The organism is Psychrobacillus sp. NPDC093180 (assembly GCF_044754065.1).
Taxonomy (GTDB): domain Bacteria; phylum Bacillota; class Bacilli; order Bacillales_A; family Planococcaceae; genus Psychrobacillus.
This window is the reverse complement of sequence record NZ_JBIVOJ010000018.1, coordinates 40,488-57,890: the sequence shown is the minus strand read 5'-3', so window position 1 is coordinate 57,890 and position 17,403 is coordinate 40,488. Positions and strand designations below refer to the sequence as shown.

Below are 17,403 nucleotides of genomic sequence, written 5' to 3'. Positions count from 1 at the left end.
TCATCCTATTAAAAAAGGAGATGAGATTAATGATGCTAAAAACATTGATGGCTGTTGGAATTTTTATTGCAGGCAATACAGCACTAATATATATTCCAACTGTTGTTCCTGCACTTCAAACAACTCCTTCCTATGCTAAATGGGGACAGCTTGCTATTAAAGAGGCACAATCCAAATATCCCGGTGCGAATATTATTGACTACCTGCATGAAGGGAGCGAATCTAAACACGATTCAACCGTTGAAAAGTTCAAGCTTTGGTTAAAAGAGGGTGACCACGAATTCGGCGTTTTTGTGAGAATCGAGTATAGTACTATAACTGAGAAGGTGGTAAATATTGAACTGCAAGAAACGTCTCAATAGAATAATTATATTAAGGTTAACCAAGAAATCTGGTTAGCCTTTTTTGTTCTTCTATCTAGGTTTTACATAAGCAATTCTTTATAAGCATAGGATACATTGGAGTTATTTTATTTATGTAATATCGGAGGTTATTCGAAAAATGACAAATAGCGGGAGCATAAATCAAAATAATCAAGATTCCAATAAAGCAATCAGTGCAGCAGAGCTTGCTGTCCTAGGTGCACTTTTTACGACATTTGGTGATGTGTTATCTACTATTGCCGCAGTGCTTGCATTAGAGGAAGAGAGAAAAGATTCAGATGACAATAATGATTTACAAAAACAGATCGATGACTTGACTAATGAAGTAAAAAAACTAAAAAAACATCTAAACAATGATAAACCAAGACGTTTTTAGAAGTTAACATTTCCGCTCAACTGGTCAAACTATAACTCGCAGCGTTATTATACTTTTTCTTCAAACTTGGAATAGAAATCTGGTTAACCTAATTACTATTTTCACTTTCTCAATGGAGATAAATTATGTTACGATGTCTCTGTAATAACTAAATATTCTAAAATATATCGTAGAACGGTGGATGATTATGGAAAACAAATCCAATAACAAAGTTACGGTGGAGGCAATAGTACATGCACCAGTTGAGAAGGTTTGGAATTATTGGACGGAGCCAGAGCATATAACTAAATGGAATAGTCCTTCGGATGATTGGCATACACCATCTGCTGAAAATGACTTGCAAGTCGGCGGTAAATTTTCTTCCCGAATGGAAGCGAAAGACGGAAGCTTTGGATTTGATTTTGGCGGTGTGTATGATGAAGTTAAATCAAATGAGTTCATCGCTTATACATTAGGCGATGGAAGACAAGTTGAAATATCTTTTATCACTCAAGATAACAACACGAAAATTATTGAAGTATTTGATACAGAATCAGAAAATCCTATCGAAATGCAGCAGCAAGGTTGGCAGGCAATTTTAAATAATCTTAAAAAGTATACAGAACAACAATAAACATAAGGGCAATCAGGACTTTCACCGTCTTGATTGCCCTTATTTATTTTTCCTTACATAACTTAGTACATAAATAAATCCATTAATTTAAAGGAATATTAGTTTTTTTATATAAAAATGGGTAAAGAATAAGGAGAAAGCAATTTGAGGAGGAGATTTTTTGAAGGCAGTAACATACCAGGGAGCTAAAGATGTTGAGGTTAAAGAAGTACCGGATGCAAAGCTAGAAAAAAAAGATGATATAGTCGTTAAAATTACTTCAACGGCCATTTGTGGATCTGATCTTCATATTTATAGAGGCGCCATTCCTACTCACAAAGACTACGTCATCGGTCATGAGCCGATGGGTATCGTCGAAGAAGTTGGACCAGATGTAACAAAAGTGAAAAAAGGAGATCGTGTGGTTATCCCATTTAACGTATCTTGCGGGGAGTGTTTTTATTGTCAAAACGATTTGGAGAGTCAGTGTGACAATTCAAATGACAATCCAGCAGTGGATTCGGGAGGGTATCTTGGATTTACAGAACGATACGGCAATTATCCAGGCGGACAAGCCGAGTATTTAAGAGTACCATATGGAAACTTCATGCCTTTTGTCATTCCCGAATCTTGTGAATTAGAAGATGAGTCATTGCTATTTATATCAGACGTTCTCCCGACTGCCTATTGGAGTATCGAAAACTCTGGTATGAAATCTGGCGATACTGTTGCGGTGCTTGGATCAGGTCCTATCGGATTAATGGTCCAAAAATTTGCATGGATGAAAGGTGCTAAACGAGTTATTGCGGTAGATCATCTTCCTTATCGTCTAAATCACGCGGTCAAAATGAATAAAGTAGAAGCGTATAATTTTGATGAGTTCGATGATATGGGAAGTCATATTAAGGAAATTACAAACGGTGGAGTTGATGTGGTCATCGATTGTGTAGGGATGGATGGAAAAATGAATCTCATGGAAAAGGTTGAGCAAAAACTGAAGCTTCAAGGCGGGACATTGAGTGCCATTGATATTGGCTTAAACGCAGTGCGTAAGTTTGGAACTATCCAATTAACGGGTGTTTACGGTTCATTGTACAATATGTTCCCTCTCGGTAATATTTTTGAACGCAATGTAACACTCAAAATGGGACAAGCACCCGTTATTCATTATATGCCGAAGCTATTTGATATGATCAACAAAGGTGAGTTCGATCCAAGAGAAATTATTACACATAGCGTTCCTTTAAGTAAAGCTAGTGATGCCTATCGAATTTTCCATGACCATGAGGAAGAAAGTATTAAGTTCATCTTAAAACCGTAAGTAAAATATTGAATTCTAAACTAGGAAAGCGTTGAATACCAGATGTTCATTTCAATCTAGTATTCAACGTTTTTTTCATTCATTGTTTGTTACTTTTGGTGAAGTACTAAATAAGCCTATCATTAGTGTTAAACCAGCAATAATTGCTGGAATCCCATTGAAGTTCATTTGTAGCAACGGATATAGAAATGGTACTGAATAATTGCTAGGATCTGATGTAGTATTTTCAATTATTGAGATAACTATAGGATAATAACAAGCGAAAAATAAAGATGGTAACGTAACACAAACAAGTAAAGACCAGTTCCTATTAAATGACCATTTTTTTATAAAAAGTAAAGAAAGATAAACCCCTAATACTAAATTAGCAATAAATTGGAACCAAATAATAGGAAGCATATGAAAGGTAGTTGCCACATGAGTCTTCACCTTTAGCTCTAGGTTATAACTAATCATCAATAAAACAATTAACCCAATAGTCCATAATAATTTCCAAACATATGGAGACCAATTTTTACGCAAGATATCTCCTCCTTTCCATATAATTTCCTTACAAATATCATATACATATTCACATGCATTTGCACCCTTATTTATTTTACTTTTCAGAATAAAATAAAAAAGCACTACAAATTGTTCTCTCCTTTTAAGAGACACAAATCTGTAGTGCTTTATTCATTGCATACTAAGTTGTTTCCTGCAGCTTTCGATTCTTTTGCGGATTGGCAAAAAAGATAATACACGCAAGTGTTCCAAGGAGAACCGCAACTAATACTAAAAAGCTAACTCCTTCGAACACTTGGATAAACAGACCACCTAAAAATGGACCAGAAAGACTTCCAATACTAAAAGAAATTCCACACATCAAATTACCAGTTGGGAGAAGTGCCTTTGGCGTTAAATCTGCCATATAAGAAATGCCAAGTGAAAATGTGGATCCAACAAACATACCCGCTATGAAAAAGAGCGCACCTATTATCAAAGAGGAGTTTTCGAAAAAGCTGGCTATTCCAAAAGTCAATGATCCTAGACCTATCATAATCATCAGTACTTTTCGTCTTCCTATTTTGTCACTTAATACACCAAGCGGTAATTGCGAGACAACCCCTCCTATTGAAAAGGCTGCCAATATGTACGATAAACTAGTTACTTCTATAGAATTACGTAGTGCATAAACCGGGTAAATGGCATTAAGTGATGATTCTAAAAAACCATAGCTAAATGGCGGTATAAATGCCACCCAAGCAACTGCTAAGGCTGCACCAAAACGTTTCCACGTTCCTCCTTCATGAGCAGAAGCACCTTTAATAATCTCTGGTTTTTCATTTTTCACAAAGAAAATAAGTACCCATGCACCTAAACAAAGAATGCTGGAAATAATAAACGGCAGTCCTTCGAAAATTTCTACTAGTTGGACAAACAAAGGGCCAACAGCAAATCCGACTCCAAAAGAAAGACCATAAATAGCAATATTTCGTCCTAAACGATGCTGAGGAGAAAAGCTCGTAATCCACGTCTGTGTAGAAAAATGAAGGGCATTATCGCCAATCCCTATAAATAATCGCAAGACAAACCAAAAAGCGACACTTTTCCATAAAGGAAACAGTAATAAGGAAACAATAACGATTAAACCACCTGCGATAATAATCGGCTTATAACCAAATTTACGTAGAGGCGGTTCAATAAATGGGGATATCAATAATGTTCCAACGTAAAGACCGGTTGCACTTAACCCATTTATCATCGGGCTTACTCCGTCCTGCTCAAATATAACCGATATAAGTGGCAATAACATTCCTTGTGAAAATCCTGATATAGATACAATTGCTACAAGTATCCAAAACCTTTTTCTTTCAATTGCTGTAAACTGTTGCATACATTACCTCATTAATATATTTAAATTATCTATTCAGTAGTGTATCAGACAACAGCCATACTTCCTATAAAGAATTTATCAAAACTTACTTTGTTCCTTCCTTTATTCTTTCCATTATTACATAAATTCAGTTTTACAAATCAACAACAAAAGGCTCAGTCCATATCCGCATAAGATTGACTGAGCCTTTTAAATATAACTAATATCCTCTTGAGTAATCATAACTGCATTTTCAGCGTATTTGCCGGTGAAATGTCTGAATCCCCTCCTTCTTATTGAATGAATGGTTTCTCGACTATTCACTACGCCCTCCCTTCTATGTATGGGTTGTAAAGATTATAACATTAAAATTAAATAATGTAAATATTCTAAATTAATAAATTACAAATTTGACACCTTCGTCCTATCTTTTCTTTTCATTTTGTTTTATTCTTATCATATAAAGTGAAACTTCAACCAGGAAGGTGTTTTTCTGTGGGTAAACAAATTTCAAATCCAGAACAACAAGTATCTTATTTAAAAGATCGTCTACAAATGTTTTTAGAAGTATTAGACACAATTGAACCTGAGTCAACTGAAATAGAAGATATCGACCGTCTAATTCAAATGATGGATGATTTAGAGTTGAAAATGGAACAGTTTAAAAATACAAAATTTGAATAACCGGAAAGAAGCTTGGAATGCACTATTTCTAAGCTTCTTTTTTATGGAATGGAAAGAAAATGCTCGGTTACGTGAACCTTTTGCTCGCTCTCCATTTCTTTGCTCGGTTACGCTCTTGGATTGCTCGCATTCGACGGATTTATGCTCGGTTACGCGAACCTTTTGCTCGCTCTCCATTTCTTTGCTCGGTTAAACATTTGGATTGCTCGCATTCGACGGATATATGCTCGGCTACGCGAACCTTTTGCTCGCTCTCTATTTCTTTGCTCGGTTACGCTCTTGGATTGCTCGCATTCGACGGATATATGCTCGGTTACGCGAACCTTTTGCTCCCTCTCCATTTCTTTGCTCGGTTACGCTCTTGGATTGCTCGCATTCGACGGATATATGCTCGGTTGCGCGAACCCTTTGCTCGATCTCCATTTCTTTGCTCGGTTAAGCATTTGGATCGCTCGCATTCGACGGATATATGCTCGGTTACGCGAACCCTTTGCTCGCCGGATATATACTAGGTTACGTGAACCTTTTGCCCATTTACCATTCCTTATTCACGCGTACGCTTGTCATAATTGAATCCCAAGCGAACTGCCCTTTTGTAAATAGAAATATAATAGTATACTAAAAAGTGTTTGGAACTCATACATAAAAGGAGCGTTTACACCATGCAATTGGAGCAATTGGAAAAAAGTATTTATGATTTAATTACTGAAACATCTACAAATTTACCAAAAGACGTTCGACGCGCTATAAAAAAAGCAAAGGCAGCAGAAAATGCTGGTACACGAGCTGCAATGAGTTTAGATACTATTACAAATAATATTCAAATGGCAGATGACAATGTTTCACCTATTTGCCAAGACACCGGTCTTCCGACATTCAAGATTAAAACACCGATTGGCGTAAACCAATTGGAGATAAAAGCAGCGATTAAACGTGCGATTGTAAGCGCTACAAAGGATGCAAAGCTTCGTCCAAACTCCGTAGACTCCCTAACAGGAGCAAACAGTGGGGACAATCTTGGAGAAGGCGTTCCTGTTATTAAATTCGAACAATGGGAAAAAGATTATATAGAAATGAAGCTCATCCTAAAAGGTGGTGGCTGTGAAAACAAAAATATTCAATATAGCCTACCTACTGAATTAGAAGGTTTAGGCCGTGCTGGACGTGATTTAGATGGAATTCGTAAATGTATTTTACATTCTGTATACCAGGCTCAAGGACAAGGCTGCTCTGCAGGTTTTATTGGCGTAGGGATTGGTGGAGATCGATCTTCTGGATATGATCTTGCAAAAGAACAGTTATTTCGTCACGTAGAAGATACAAATCCAAATCCAGACCTTGCTAGTTTAGAAGCGTATATTGTAGAAAAGGCAAATACATTAGGAATCGGAACAATGGGATTCGGCGGCGAAGCAACTTTACTTGGTTGTAAAATTGGGGTTATGCACCGTATTCCGGCAAGTTTCTACGTATCTGTTGCGTATAACTGTTGGGCATACCGTCGTATGGCGATTAATATCCATCCAACTACTGGTGAAATTATCGAATGGCACTACCAAGACGGAGAAAAAATTGAATTTAAAGAAGAAACAACAGAAGAAGCACCTAAAAAAGTAGTGGAACTTCAAGCTCCTATTACAGAGGAACAAATTCGTTCTCTTCAAGTTGGAGATGTCGTGTCTATTACTGGACGTATGTATACTGGTCGTGATGCAATTCACCATCATTTAATGAGCCATGATGCACCAGTGGATCTAGATGGGCATATTATTTACCACTGCGGTCCTGTGATGCAAAAAGATGAAGAAGGTAAATGGCATGTTCGTGCAGCTGGTCCAACAACATCTATCAGAGAAGAGCCATACCAAGGCGATATTATGAAAAAGTTTGGTATTCGCGCAGTAGTCGGTAAGGGCGGCATGGGTCCGAAAACACTTGCTGCTTTAGCAGAACATGGTGGGGTTTACTTGAACGCTATCGGCGGAGCAGCTCAGTATTATGCTGACTGTATTAAAGATGTTGAAGGCGTTGATTTAATGGAATTTGGTATTCCAGAAGCGATGTGGCATTTACGTGTAGAGAACTTCACTGCCGTAGTGACGATGGACTCTCATGGGAACAGCCTTCATGCAGATGTAGATAAATCTTCCTTAGAAAAATTAGCGAACTATAAAGAACCAGTTTATAATTAATCTAATCTGTTGACGATTTGTCCTTCTTACATTATAATGATTATAAATTAGTAACGAATATAAAATGGATTTCTACTCAGAAATCCATTTTTGCTATTTTATACACTCAAATAAGAGTGAAACTCATTATCAAGGAGGGTATTAAATGTCCACAATTCAAGAATTTACACAAAAAAGACCACTCACTCAAATAATAATCCCCCATGCAGAATTAGTAGCTGCTCTGTTTTCAGGAATACTTATTTTAATTGCTTGGTTAGCTGGAAACGAAACATTTTCTATCATTCTTTATATACTGGCATTTGTAATCGGCGGATTTGCTAAATCAAAAGAGGGTATTGAAGCAACGATACGGGACAAAGAACTGAACGTCGAAATGCTCATGATTTTAGCCGCTATTGGTTCCTCTATTATTGGCTACTGGACAGAGGGAGCTATTTTAATATTCATCTTTGCAGTAAGTGGTGCCTTAGAAACTTATACAATGAATAAAAGCAATAAAGAAATTTCCTCTTTAATGGAGCTCCAACCCGAAGAAGCATGGAAGCTTAAAAGTGACGGCACAACGACTCGCGTTTCTATTAAAGAACTTACATTAGGAGATCATTTAGTTGTAAAACCGGGAGAACGAATTCCAGCTGATGGAATCGTTCTGCGTGGAGCAACGTCCATTGATGAAGCAGCAATTAGTGGTGAATCGATCCCTATATCAAAGCATGTAAACGATGAATTATTCGCTGGTACAGTCAATATTAGTGGCGCAATTACAATGGAAATGACAAAAGCAAATGAAGATTCCCTTTTCCAAAAAATTATTCAATTAGTACAATCCGCTCAAGACGAAAAATCACCTGCTCAGCAATTTATTGAAAAATTTGAAGGTACTTACGTTAAAGTGGTGCTCATTGTAGTAGGTTGTATGCTATTTCTTCCACACTTTTTGCTCGATTGGGATTGGAACACTACTTTCTACCGAGCAATGGTTTTATTGGTCGTTGCATCCCCCTGCGCACTAGTTGCTTCTATCATGCCAGCAACACTTTCGGCTATTTCAAATGGAGCAAAAAATGGTATTTTGTTTAAGGGTGGCGTTCACTTAGAAAACGTCAGTGAAATGAAAGCTATCGCGCTCGATAAAACCGGTACTTTAACACAAGGTAAACCAATCGTGACTGATTTCCTCACTCGGGAAGATCTAGATTTTAATGAGACACTAACTACTTTAGCAACGATTGAAGCGCAGTCCAATCATCCTTTAGCGCAAGCTATTACAGCCTATACAAAAAAGAATGGGATTGAACAACTGCCCTCTCTTCCAATTGAAGATAAACCTGGATTCGGCTTACAAGCCAATTTAAACGGTCAAACGATAAGCGTTGGAAAACCTGACTTTGTCAATAAAGAAGATGCACTCGCATTCCATCATGGCATAGCAGAAACATTAGCAACAGAAGGAAAAACCGTGATCTTTATGCGCGATGAAAAAGGAATTGCGGCTGCTGTTGCATTAAAAGATACGGTACGAGAGGAAGCAAAAGAAGCGATAAAACTCCTCCACTCTTTAGGCATTAAAACAGTTATGCTTACAGGAGATAACGAAACAACAGCAAAAGCAATCGCCAAAGAGGCTGGTATCGATCAATATTATGCGGAATGTCTTCCAGAAACAAAAGTCGAACAGATGAAAGTTTTATTGAAAGAGTACAAATTCGTAGGAATGGTCGGAGATGGGATAAATGACGCGCCTGCTCTTGCGACTGCAACGACAGGATTTGCAATGGGTGAAGGAACAGATGTAGCACTTGAAACTGCGGATGTTGTACTAATGAAAAATGATTTATCTAAAATTGCTTATGCGGTGAAAATGTCACGTAAAATGCAACGAATCGTGAAACAAAATATTGTATTTTCTCTTTCCGTTATAGCTGTACTCATCATTTCCAACTTCCTACAAGTAGTAGATTTACCATTAGGTGTTATCGGTCACGAAGGAAGTACAATCTTAGTAATTTTAAATGGGTTAAGAATGTTGAATAGAAACTAAAAAAGCGCTAAAGCGTCTGTCTCGGGCTTAAGACAATAAAGGGAATTACCGCACATAATAAGGAAACTGCGAAGTAGTGAGTGGAAGAAAGTGACCACTATGATTTAGCATGGCGGCGCTTCGCTTTCCGCGGACGAGCGACTGCAGGGTCTCGTCTGCCTCGCTTTCCCGCAGGAGTCTCGCGCGGCCGCACTAAATCCCTCCAATTATGTAGCGACAGAATAAATATCTCCCAGAAAATGGCTAAGGGCAATCAAAAACTGGTGAAAGCAACCAGTTCTATTCTGAGAGCAACTAGAGGCAGTCTGAAAGCAACCAAATTGCCCCTGAGAGCAACCAATTATTCATAAAACAAGTTTACTTGGAGTGAGACGCAGAGAATAATGGCGCATTATTGGGGATGGCTTTACAAAAAGCATCGACTTTGTCGTGTTCAGGGGCTAGTTTATCGCAGTCACAGTGGATATTCTCGCACTCCACCATTTATTGGATTTACCCAGTTTAGAAACTGTTTAATAGTTGGTTTTAGCAAGCCAATAATGAATAAACAAGCAGTTATTATAGATTTTCGCTACTGGCGTCGACTCCTGCCGAGGCCAACAGGATGTTGGTTTCTAAGGCGTTGCCACACGATGTGGCGTTCTTAGCCTTTGTTCCTCCGCCTGAGCAAAATGAGACATTCCAACGACGCCCTAAGCGGAGGGAATGGCTCATCGCTCACCCGGCGGAAAGCGTACGACTGCAGTGAAAATCTAGCGGACAACTTCATCAACTAACTACTTCGCAGTTTCTCTATATCATGAACAAAATAAAAGCAGAGGGATTAATCTTTTCCCTCTGCTTTTTCTATTGCTATTTTTCGTTCCTGTGTCACGGCATTTATTTGACCGCCAACTAATAGCATGATTCCGGATATATATAGCCACAACATAAGCACGATGATTCCACCGATACTACCGTAGGTGGAAGAATAATTCCCAAAATTGCTAACATAGTATGAGAAACCTAGTGATACGATGATCCAGCCTACCGTTGCAAATATTGCTCCTGGAAATACACTACGTAAAAACAGCTTTTGGTTTGGGACAATCCAATATAATGCAGTGAGAACCATTAGCATAATGATTGGGGTAATCGCCCACCTTAAACTATTCCAAATTTTCACAAACCCTTCTTCAAAGCCAAAATAAGAAAATAATATAGTACCTATCTGTTGTCCAAACACCGGTAAGACTAACATTACGGCAAACAATACTATCATAATTAAAGTAAAGACAACCGATAAACCACGTACGATAAAAAATGGTCTTGTTTCGTCTAAATTATAAGATCTATTTAATGACTTAACAATTGCATTCATACCATTGGAAGCAGACCAAATAGTACCTATTATCCCGATAGACAACAGTCCACCGTTTCGAGTCAGCAAAATGTCTGAAACAGTATCCTCAATGAGAAGATATACATCCTGTGGAGCGTAATTTTCTAGAAAACGAAATACTTGTGCTTCGTCTAAATTTAAATAAGGTAATAGGGTAACAATAAAAATAAGTAAGGGAAATAAGGATAATAAAAAGAAATAAGCAAGCTGAGCCGCCAGTCCCGTTATATCTGTTTTTTGGATATGTACGATTAAATGTTTGAAATATCCTTTCCATGTTGTTAAGTCTTGGGGCTCTTCTATCTTTTTATCCTTCTTTTTCATATTAAGAAACTTTAATTTATTAAACCAATTATCAGAGGAGGAAGAATGCGCCTTCAAATTATGCTCTTGTTCTTTTTCGGGGTTCATTCTATCCCCTCCTTTCATTATTATTTATTGCTTGACGATATATTCTTCTGATTCAGGGTCTACAATAGATTTGTATTCCTCTTTCGATTGGGCGAATGCTTCCTTCGTATCCGTTAGTAATGTTTTGACTTGAGGAGTCATTTCTTTTACTTCATTTACTTTTTGCGATATGTAAGTCGCATCCGAATTAATTTGTTCATAAAATGATTTCCATTTCGTTACTTGTTCCTCGAGGGTCGCTTTCAGCTCTTGTCTATTTGTACTGTAATATTTTATTTGGCGTCCCAGACTATTCGTTTTTTGGACAACTGCATTTCTCGTCTTATTATCTAACATCGTTAATGCACCACCAATAAGTGCACCACATACAACGCCTTTTACAAATTTGCTCTCACTCATCTCATTACCTCCGTTATATAAGTTAATATAAATTAATTATACCCCCGACTCGAAGGAATAAAACAAAGTATTTTATAATCTTCTTGACTCACCCTCTCGCTTCCCATTAACATTGGAAATAAGAATGTAGGAAAGGCAGGATAACAAAGATGAATTTATCAGAACCTTCTGCGGAGAATGTAGCATACATGATTGAAACGATAAAAGAAAAACTTCGTATGGTAAACGTAGATGCAATGAAGTCAGAACATTTTAATGCATCTCAATATGAAGATTTAGTCTATTTATATGAAATGGTGAAAAAAAGAGATTCTTTTAGCCCAAGTGAAATGCAAGCGATCGCCGCTGAACTTGGAAGTTTACGTAAATAAAAAATTCCTTCCCAATATAACGTTGGGAAGGAATTTTTTTATGTGACCTGATTAATTTATTTATTTAATTCAACTGCGATTTGAGCTCCAACTCTTGCATTATTATACACAAGCTCAATATTCGATTCTAATGATTTACCTTCTGTTAACTCTTTTACTTTGCCAAGTAAGAAAGGTGTTACATCTTTCCCTTTAATGCCGTTTTCCTCTGCTTCTTTTAACGCTGTGTGGATGATGTCATTGATATAAGCTTCATCTAATGAGAATTCTGCTGGGATTGGGTTTGCAATAATTGCTCCTCCGTTTAATCCTAGTTCCCATTTCACTTTAAGCATATCCGCTACTTCTTTTGGTTCGTTTAAACGGAAGTTAGCAGCAAATGGGCTTGTTGCTGTATAGAATGCTGGGAATGCATCTGTTCCAAAACCTACTACTGGCACGCCTTTTGTTTCTAGATATTCTAAAGTTAAACCGATATCTAAGATAGATTTTGCACCAGCACATACAACTGCTACATTTGTAGAAGCAAGTTCTTCTAAGTCAGCAGAAATATCCATAGTCGTTTCAGCGCCTCTATGTACGCCACCAATTCCACCTGTTACAAACATTTTGATGCCTGCAAGTTCCGCACAAATCATCGTAGTTGCAACTGTTGTAGCGCCAATTTCTTTAGAAGCTACTACATATGCAAGATCTCTTCTTGATGTTTTTCTTACATTTTTACTTGTAGCAAGTGTTTCTAAATCTTCATTGGAAAGACCGATTTTAATCTCGCCATCCATAATAGCGATTGTTGCTGGTACTGCTCCATTATCACGAATAATTTGTTCTACTTTTTTAGCCATTTCTACGTTTTGTGGATAAGGCATACCATGTGAAATGATTGTTGATTCTAATGCTACGATTGGTTTTCCTGCTGCCATCCCTTGTTCTACTTCTTGTGAATATGTTAAATATTGTTTCATAATTTATATTCCTCCATTTCATTTTTTAAACCGATTTTTGTAAGTTCTGTACGAACCGTTTCAGCAGACTGAAGCGTTTTATTGGCATTGACCATCCCCGTTTGTACCGCTTCGGTTATCTCTACGCCTTCTAGCCACGCATGTAATGTTCCAGCTACAAATGCGTCTCCTGCTCCAGTTACATCTACAATGTCGTCTGCATGTATTGCTGGGGCTATAGTTGTTTCAATTTGCTGACCAGCAAATACAACACCTTTACTACCACCTGTTACAACCACTTGTTTTATCCCTTTTTCTACGAATAGCTCTGCTGCTTTTTTCCATGAGGAATCATCTTCTATTGTCATATGGAAATAAGTTTCTGCCTCATCTTTATTTGTTATTAACCATTCAATTCCTTCTAAAGACTCCGGCATTCTGTTCATCTTCGGAGAAGAAACCGGAATAATAGCGAGTGGTATTTTATAGCCTATTGATATGGTTTGTACATATTCAATGACATCTTTTGGACAATTCATATCAATGATTAGCAGCTGGGCTTTCGTTAAATGTGTCTCCTGTTTCTTCAAATACTCTACTGTGAATTGATCGTAAATGTCCATGTTTGCTAAAGCAAACAACATCTCTCCATATGTGTCTAGAATTGCAGAGTAAGTCCCTGTTTGATAATTTGATAATTTTTCAACGGAAAATAAATTCATCCAAGGGCTTGAAGCTTTCTCAATGGATTCGTATTCCATGTCATTGCCTACTACAGTAAGCATGCGTACACTATGGCCTAATCTCCCTAAGTTTTCCGCAATATTCCTTGCAACTCCACCGATACTCTGTAAGCTCGTCGTTGGATTGGATGTTCCCATTTGCAAGACGCTTTTCACTATATATTTTCTGTCTACATTCGCTCCGCCAATACAAATAATTTCTTTGTTTTCGGGTAAAATATAGGCTCTTCCAGTTATCTTTCCAGTTTTAATAAGACCAGAAATAATATTAGCAACAGCAGGTCTAGACATGTGTAATTCATTTGCAATTTCTAACTGAGAAGCGTATGGATTCTTTTTAAGATAGTTCAAAATCTTAACTTCTTTTGAGTCCAATTCATTTCCTCCTTTCCCGCGATAATGAACTTTTGTTTTAATTATAAACTTTTGTTTCAAAAAGTCAAAAGAAAACTGACAACCAAAAATTAGTTGTCAGTTGTAGTATTACTGTGGAGAGTCATTTAATGTACCGTCTTCTAATACACGTGGTTGAATAAGTACTTCGACTCTTCTATTTTGAGCACGACCTTCCGCAGTATCATTGGAAGCTACAGGTCTAAATTCACCATATCCCTTCGCACTAAAATATAGAGGGTCGATCGTATTATTTTCTACTAAAATTTTTAAAAAGTTAACAGAACGCATAACACTTAGTTCCCAGTTAGATGAAAATTCACTGCTTGATATTGGAATATTATCTGTATGTCCAGTAATAACAACGTTTCTAGGCGGATCAAATATAAGAAGATCCGATATATCTTCCGCGATTTGTCGATACTCTGGCTTTACTTCTGCTTGTCCCATCTCAAATAATATATTATCTCGAATAGTAACGAGCAAACCTTCATTTGTTAACTTTGTAGCAAATTGCTTTTCTAGTGCATTCACTGCAATATATTCATCGACGCTATCTTGAATACCAGCTAAGGCTTGTTGGTCTTCTATATAGGCAGAGCTTTCTTCTGACTCATTTGTTTGATTTGGCACTACTGGTACATCTAAAGGAGACGGATTGTCCATAAAGCCTGTCCCACCATCGAATATTTGGTCAAATACTTGTGACATCTTCTCCAATTTTTGTTGATCTACTGTGCTTGCTGCAAAGAGTACAATGAACAAGGCTAATAATAATGTCAGAATATCGGCATATGGAATAAGCCAAGATTCGTCCATATGCTCTTCCTCTTTATGCTTTTTACGCTTCCTTGCCAAGGCCATCCTCCCCGCTTCCACCTAAAATTTTCTTGCGGTCCGCCATCGACAAATAAGAAGCTAATTTTTGTTCAATAACACGAGGGGAATCTCCTTCCAATACGGAAAGAATACCTTCTAACATCATCGTCTTTTGACGAACCTCTTGTTTGGACTTTCGCTTTAATTTATTTGCAAATGGGTGCCAAATTACATAACCTGTGAAAATCCCCAAAAGCGTTGCAACGAACGCCGCCGAAATGGCATGACCTAATTTTTCAATATCATTCATATCCTTTAAGGCAGCGATAAGACCGATAACCGCACCCAGTACTCCAAGTGTCGGTGCATAAGTTCCTGCTTGTGAGAATATTGAAGCCCCTCCAGCATGGCGATCTTCTAATGCGTCAATTTCTTCGGATAATACATCTCGAATATAATCCGCATTTTGACCGTCAATGGCTAATGTTAAACCGTTTTTCAAAAAGGGATCCGTCACCTCAGTAGACTTACTTTCTAAAGCAAGCAACCCTTCTCTACGAGCTAAATCCGCCCAACTAGAGAACATCTTAATAATTTCTGCATCTGACTCTAATTTATCATCTTTAAAGAGTACCCCAAAAAGTTTAGGAACTCGTTTTAATTCACTCATCGGAAATGCGATAACAACTGCTGCAACAGTCCCAAAAATAATGATGAAAATAGCAGCTGGATTTAAAAGTGCGTCCGGTGTAACTCCTTTAAAAAACATCCCTACTAATAAGGAAACTATAGCAATTATAAGACCAAAAACGGTAGATTTATCCAATCTCGTAACCTCCACATTCTATTTCTTTACTTTATTTCGGCAATATTGTCGAAGTTTGAATATAAAACTTTCTTTTTCAGTGATATAAACCTATTAATAGTGAACAATTTTCTACTTTTTTAACTCCAATGTATATTGTCATAGCATTCAAAAAACTGATACTATGAATTATGTATAGAAAGGGTGAAGGAAAATGTCTTTGTTCAATCAAAAACTAGAAAAATATGCTGCTTTAGCAGTAGAGGTTGGGGTAAATATTCAACCAGGGCAGAAGTTATACATTGCGGCTTCAATCGATAGTGTAGAGCTTGTCCGATTAATTACGAAAAAAGCTTATGAAGTTGGAGCAGCTCAAGTATTTGTAGACTTCTCAGATGATGAGATTACACGCTTACGTTACGAGTTAGCTCCAAAGGATTCTTTCGACTATTATCCTTCTTGGAAGGTACAAGAACGAGAACTATTAGCTGAAGAAGGCGCTGCATTTATGAGCATTATGAGCCAAAGCCCAGATCTATTAAAGGGAGTGGACACAGCTAAAATTGCAGCTTTCCAAAAAGCTACTGGGCAAGCATTAAGTAAATATCGTCAGTACGTACAATCAGATAAAATCAGTTGGACAGTAATCGCCTCCCCGTCAAAAGATTGGGCTAGTAAAGTATTCCCAGAGCTAGCTGAAGAAGAACAATTACCAGCCCTATGGGAGGCTATTTTCAAAGCAGTTCGTGCGGATTTAGAAGACCCAGTCGCAGCATGGAAAGAACATGATACGCTTTTACATGCAAAAGTAGATTACTTAAATAATAAAAACTATCAAAAACTCCGTTATACTGCTCCTGGAACAGATTTAGTTATCGAACTTCCAAAAGGACATCTATGGTGTGGGGCAAGTAGCGTCAACGAAAAAGGCGAAGATTTCATGGCAAATATGCCAACAGAAGAAGTATTTACAGTTCCTTTAAAAACAGGTGTACAAGGATATGTTGCAAGCAGTAAGCCATTAAGCTATGGCGGGAATATAATTGATAATTTTACAGTCACTTTTGAAGAAGGTCGTATTGTAAAAGTAGAAGCAGAAGAAGGTCAAGAAGTGTTGGAAAATCTTGTTGCTACTGACGAAGGCTCTCACTATTTAGGAGAAGTAGCGCTTGTACCGCACGATTCACCAATTTCTAACTCTCATTTACTATTTTATAACACATTATTTGATGAGAATGCTTCTAACCATTTGGCTATCGGAAGTGCATACGCTTTCTGTATCGAGGGTGGGAAGAAAATGAGTCGTGATGAGCTCGCGGAAAATGGATTGAATGAGAGTATCACACATGTAGACTTTATGATTGGTTCAGACAAGATGGACATAGACGGCATAAAAGAAGATGGAACTACAGAACCTATTTTCCGCAATGGTAACTGGGCGTTCTAGTTAGACGTATTCGCTTCTAAATATTTCTTCTTACTTTTTCACGTCATCTAAGCTATAATGATAGTATCATAACTAGTGAGGTGTTTAACAATGGGCTTATTCACAGTTACCGTTCTTGGTTTTGCAGTATGTATAGGAATCTCAGGATATGCAATTATTCATTACTTCGCTAAAGGCATGAACACACACGATGCAATCCAAGTAGATCCAAAACCTTCTAAATAATACAAACAACCGCATTTT

General features: G+C 37.5%; 18 protein-coding genes. 10 read left to right on the top strand and 8 right to left on the bottom strand.

Annotated elements, in window-relative coordinates:
- Positions 1-32: 32 nt before the first annotated feature.
- The 4 genes from ACIP9W_RS20615 (at position 33) to ACIP9W_RS20600 (ending at position 2,672) form a co-directional block, all read left to right on the top strand.
- The gene (locus tag ACIP9W_RS20615; protein WP_400793051.1) at positions 33-362 is read left to right on the top strand and encodes a DUF3889 domain-containing protein; all 330 of its coding nucleotides are present in this window, start codon (positions 33-35) and stop codon (positions 360-362) included.
- Between the two features lie 139 nt (positions 363-501).
- Positions 502-759, top strand: coding sequence for a translation initiation factor 2 (locus ACIP9W_RS20610; protein ID WP_400793031.1), 258 nt, complete (start codon positions 502-504; stop codon positions 757-759).
- 187 nt (positions 760-946) lie between these two features.
- Positions 947-1,372, top strand: a complete 426-nt coding sequence (locus ACIP9W_RS20605; RefSeq protein ID WP_400793030.1) for an SRPBCC family protein — start codon at positions 947-949, stop codon at positions 1,370-1,372.
- 160 nt (positions 1,373-1,532) lie between these two features.
- Entirely contained in the window at positions 1,533-2,672 is a 1,140-nt protein-coding gene (locus tag ACIP9W_RS20600) for a zinc-dependent alcohol dehydrogenase (RefSeq protein WP_400793028.1), read from the top strand.
- A 75-nt stretch (positions 2,673-2,747) separates the two neighbouring features.
- Here the strand turns inward: ACIP9W_RS20600 and ACIP9W_RS20595 are convergent, their stop codons facing one another.
- Both ACIP9W_RS20595 and ACIP9W_RS20590 read right to left on the bottom strand, forming a co-directional pair.
- A complete protein-coding gene (locus ACIP9W_RS20595; RefSeq protein WP_400793027.1) occupies positions 2,748-3,194 on the bottom strand; it encodes a hypothetical protein in 447 nt (148 codons plus the stop codon).
- 163 nt (positions 3,195-3,357) lie between these two features.
- Entirely contained in the window at positions 3,358-4,548 is a 1,191-nt protein-coding gene (locus ACIP9W_RS20590) for an MFS transporter (protein WP_400793026.1), read from the bottom strand.
- Between the two features lie 474 nt (positions 4,549-5,022).
- On the opposite strand from ACIP9W_RS20590, the gene ACIP9W_RS20585 reads away from it, so the two are divergent.
- From ACIP9W_RS20585 to ACIP9W_RS20575, 3 genes are all read left to right on the top strand, one after another.
- On the top strand, positions 5,023-5,211 hold the full coding sequence (locus ACIP9W_RS20585) for an SE1561 family protein (protein ID WP_282242371.1): 189 nt from the start codon (positions 5,023-5,025) through the stop codon (positions 5,209-5,211).
- A 662-nt stretch (positions 5,212-5,873) separates the two neighbouring features.
- Positions 5,874-7,403, top strand: coding sequence for a fumarate hydratase (locus tag ACIP9W_RS20580; protein ID WP_400793024.1), 1,530 nt, complete (start codon positions 5,874-5,876; stop codon positions 7,401-7,403).
- A 145-nt stretch (positions 7,404-7,548) separates the two neighbouring features.
- The gene (locus tag ACIP9W_RS20575; RefSeq protein WP_400793023.1) at positions 7,549-9,447 is read left to right on the top strand and encodes a heavy metal translocating P-type ATPase; all 1,899 of its coding nucleotides are present in this window, start codon (positions 7,549-7,551) and stop codon (positions 9,445-9,447) included.
- 823 nt (positions 9,448-10,270) lie between these two features.
- On the opposite strand, the gene ACIP9W_RS20570 is transcribed toward ACIP9W_RS20575, so the two are convergent.
- Together ACIP9W_RS20570 and ACIP9W_RS20565 are read right to left on the bottom strand one after the other, a co-directional pair.
- Positions 10,271-11,239: a YihY/virulence factor BrkB family protein gene (locus tag ACIP9W_RS20570; protein ID WP_400793021.1), complete on the bottom strand. Its 969-nt coding sequence runs from the start codon at positions 11,237-11,239 to the stop codon at positions 10,271-10,273.
- A gap of 24 nt (positions 11,240-11,263) precedes the next feature.
- Positions 11,264-11,638, bottom strand: coding sequence for a YtxH domain-containing protein (locus ACIP9W_RS20565; protein WP_400793020.1), 375 nt, complete (start codon positions 11,636-11,638; stop codon positions 11,264-11,266).
- Positions 11,639-11,787: 149 nt separating this feature from the next.
- On the opposite strand from ACIP9W_RS20565, the gene ACIP9W_RS20560 reads away from it, so the two are divergent.
- Positions 11,788-12,009, top strand: a complete 222-nt coding sequence (locus tag ACIP9W_RS20560; protein WP_282242366.1) for a DUF1128 domain-containing protein — start codon at positions 11,788-11,790, stop codon at positions 12,007-12,009.
- Positions 12,010-12,065: 56 nt separating this feature from the next.
- On the opposite strand, the gene ACIP9W_RS20555 is transcribed toward ACIP9W_RS20560, so the two are convergent.
- The 4 genes from ACIP9W_RS20555 to motA form a co-directional block, all read right to left on the bottom strand.
- Positions 12,066-12,974: a pseudouridine-5'-phosphate glycosidase gene (locus ACIP9W_RS20555; RefSeq protein WP_400793019.1), complete on the bottom strand. Its 909-nt coding sequence runs from the start codon at positions 12,972-12,974 to the stop codon at positions 12,066-12,068.
- Positions 12,971-14,071, bottom strand: coding sequence for a PfkB family carbohydrate kinase (locus tag ACIP9W_RS20550; protein WP_400793018.1), 1,101 nt, complete (start codon positions 14,069-14,071; stop codon positions 12,971-12,973). The genes ACIP9W_RS20555 and ACIP9W_RS20550 overlap by 4 nt, the downstream gene beginning before the upstream one ends.
- A gap of 108 nt (positions 14,072-14,179) precedes the next feature.
- Positions 14,180-14,947 carry a flagellar motor protein MotB gene (gene motB / locus ACIP9W_RS20545; RefSeq protein WP_282242363.1) on the bottom strand — a complete coding sequence of 256 codons (768 nt, stop codon included), beginning with the start codon at positions 14,945-14,947 and terminating at the stop codon, positions 14,180-14,182.
- Positions 14,931-15,734: a flagellar motor stator protein MotA gene (gene motA, locus ACIP9W_RS20540; RefSeq protein ID WP_142540213.1), complete on the bottom strand. Its 804-nt coding sequence runs from the start codon at positions 15,732-15,734 to the stop codon at positions 14,931-14,933. Before motA ends, motB begins: the two co-directional genes overlap by 17 nt.
- Positions 15,735-15,927: 193 nt before the next feature.
- Here motA and ACIP9W_RS20535 point away from each other — a divergent pair, with 193 nt between their 5' ends.
- A complete protein-coding gene (locus ACIP9W_RS20535; protein WP_400793017.1) occupies positions 15,928-17,160 on the top strand; it encodes an aminopeptidase in 1,233 nt (410 codons plus the stop codon).
- A gap of 90 nt (positions 17,161-17,250) precedes the next feature.
- Positions 17,251-17,385, top strand: a complete 135-nt coding sequence (locus ACIP9W_RS20530) for a hypothetical protein (protein WP_268238284.1) — start codon at positions 17,251-17,253, stop codon at positions 17,383-17,385.
- Positions 17,386-17,403 lie beyond the last annotated feature (18 nt).

Bases quoted from the DNA above. Each gene is read 5' to 3' on its own strand.
- ACIP9W_RS20615 (WP_400793051.1), top strand. From the start codon at position 33: ATGCTAAAAACATTGATGGCTGTTGGAATTTTTATTGCAGGCAATACA.
- ACIP9W_RS20610 (WP_400793031.1), top strand. From the start codon at position 502: ATGACAAATAGCGGGAGCATAAATCAAAATAATCAAGATTCCAATAAA.
- ACIP9W_RS20605 (WP_400793030.1), top strand. From the start codon at position 947: ATGGAAAACAAATCCAATAACAAAGTTACGGTGGAGGCAATAGTACAT.
- ACIP9W_RS20590 (WP_400793026.1), bottom strand. From the start codon at position 4,548: ATGCAACAGTTTACAGCAATTGAAAGAAAAAGGTTTTGGATACTTGTA.
- ACIP9W_RS20580 (WP_400793024.1), top strand. From the start codon at position 5,874: ATGCAATTGGAGCAATTGGAAAAAAGTATTTATGATTTAATTACTGAA.
- ACIP9W_RS20575 (WP_400793023.1), top strand. From the start codon at position 7,549: ATGTCCACAATTCAAGAATTTACACAAAAAAGACCACTCACTCAAATA.
- ACIP9W_RS20570 (WP_400793021.1), bottom strand. From the start codon at position 11,239: ATGAACCCCGAAAAAGAACAAGAGCATAATTTGAAGGCGCATTCTTCC.
- ACIP9W_RS20565 (WP_400793020.1), bottom strand. From the start codon at position 11,638: ATGAGTGAGAGCAAATTTGTAAAAGGCGTTGTATGTGGTGCACTTATT.
- ACIP9W_RS20560 (WP_282242366.1), top strand. From the start codon at position 11,788: ATGAATTTATCAGAACCTTCTGCGGAGAATGTAGCATACATGATTGAA.
- ACIP9W_RS20555 (WP_400793019.1), bottom strand. From the start codon at position 12,974: ATGAAACAATATTTAACATATTCACAAGAAGTAGAACAAGGGATGGCA.
- ACIP9W_RS20535 (WP_400793017.1), top strand. From the start codon at position 15,928: ATGTCTTTGTTCAATCAAAAACTAGAAAAATATGCTGCTTTAGCAGTA.
- ACIP9W_RS20530 (WP_268238284.1), top strand. From the start codon at position 17,251: ATGGGCTTATTCACAGTTACCGTTCTTGGTTTTGCAGTATGTATAGGA.